At 67.5% G+C, this 1,258-nt stretch carries 2 protein-coding genes and 1 pseudogene; 2 read left to right on the top strand and 1 reads right to left on the bottom strand.

The features are described 5' to 3' along the window. Positions 1-71: 71 nt before the first annotated feature. Positions 72-362 carry a transposase gene (locus AB0I23_RS41520; RefSeq protein WP_436847086.1) on the bottom strand — a complete coding sequence of 97 codons (291 nt, stop codon included), beginning with the start codon at positions 360-362 and terminating at the stop codon, positions 72-74. A gap of 211 nt (positions 363-573) precedes the next feature. On the opposite strand from AB0I23_RS41520, the gene AB0I23_RS41515 reads away from it, so the two are divergent. Both AB0I23_RS41515 and AB0I23_RS41510 read left to right on the top strand, forming a co-directional pair. Next, on the top strand, positions 574-732 hold the full coding sequence (locus tag AB0I23_RS41515; protein WP_359118459.1) for a hypothetical protein: 159 nt from the start codon (positions 574-576) through the stop codon (positions 730-732). 85 nt (positions 733-817) lie between these two features. Continuing rightward, a pseudogene (locus AB0I23_RS41510) lies at positions 818-1,258 on the top strand (hypothetical protein); the annotation flags it as partial.

Here is a 1,258-nt window from a genome sequence, read left to right as displayed (position 1 = left end):
AAGCGTGAAGAACTCCCATCATCGCAGGTCACAGGGCACTTCCTCGTTTTCGGAGAAGCTATCCACAGGCATCAAGCCGGTGGATCCGGGCTGAGCATGGCGAGGGCGAGGGCGAGGGCGAGGGCGATGAGGGCGTTGGCGTCCTTGAAGTCGAAGGCCGTGCGGGTGATGAGTCGGATCTTGGTGTTCATGCTCTCGACCAGGCCGTTGCTCAGTCCGTGATCGGCGGCGGCGGCGATGGCGTCCCAGTGCTTGACGATGGAGCGCTGGAGCTTCACGGAGGGCTCCAGGCGGCTGCGCCGTGCCCAGAGCATCCAGTCCCACAGGGCCTGGGCGGTTTCCTGGCCCTGCTTGAGTGCCATCCTCAGGCCCTCTCAGGGCCCCGGTACGCAAGCCTCGCTGGCACCAGGTCCAGTTCGGCAGTGACGAAGGCGTCACGGCCGCGCCACGCGCCGCCGACGCGTGGCGAGTGCCCGGTGAAAGCGGGGGATCGCCGGCCAGGGCTGCGCAGTCGAGGCAGACCGATGCTCTCCCGGGAGTGCAGCGGGCTGGGGCAGCTGACCCAGCAGTACCTTGTCCGCCGCCCGTCCTGCCTCACAGATCGACGTCCCCGACTTCACCGGCGACCTGCACTCCCGGCTGGAGGTGTACGGCACCACGGACGTCGTACGCCCGCGCAACCTGTACGACGCCCAGCGGGACCGGCACTTCGGGCCCCGAATATCCGACTGACCTTTCCTGAGCGCCTGCTAGCGTGGACGACTGGCTCGTTCCGTATCGGGACCACACCGGTCTCCCACCGACGAAGAGGCAGTGCATGCGCGCAGGCAGATCCGGCTCCGCGGTCGTACTCGCGGGAACCCTCGCCCTGGGGACGTTCACCGCGCCGACCGCGGAGGCGGCGGACACCGGCATCACCGTGTCGAACCTGGTCCTCAACAACGGCAAGCCCATCATCGTGGGCACCAGCGCCGAGGTCACCCCCGACTTCGCGTTCCGGAAGACCTGGCCGTCCGGGGTCAAGGCGGGGGACGCGAACACGTACCCCTTCCTGTACCGCGACACCACGGCCGCCAAGGGCTACGAGGGCGACGACGGCATTCACATGAGCTACGTCATCACCTACTCCGACTACTCGCCCTCCCAGTGCGACGGCGAGCTGCACATCGACCCGCGCTACACCCTGGACTCCAACAGCGACGCCACGACCTGGAAGATCGGGGTCATGGCCCGTATCTGGAAGAACGGCCAGCCCAAG

The sequence above is a fragment of the Streptomyces atratus genome, assembly GCF_040655115.1.
Lineage (GTDB): Bacteria > Actinomycetota > Actinomycetes > Streptomycetales > Streptomycetaceae > Streptomyces > Streptomyces atratus_D.
The sequence above is the reverse complement of the archived record's forward strand: the minus strand, read 5'-3'. Positions and strand labels throughout refer to the sequence as shown.

Excerpts from the sequence above, each read along its gene's own strand:
- AB0I23_RS41520 (WP_436847086.1), bottom strand. The coding sequence starts at position 362 with ATGGCACTCAAGCAGGGCCAGGAAACCGCCCAGGCCCTGTGGGACTGG.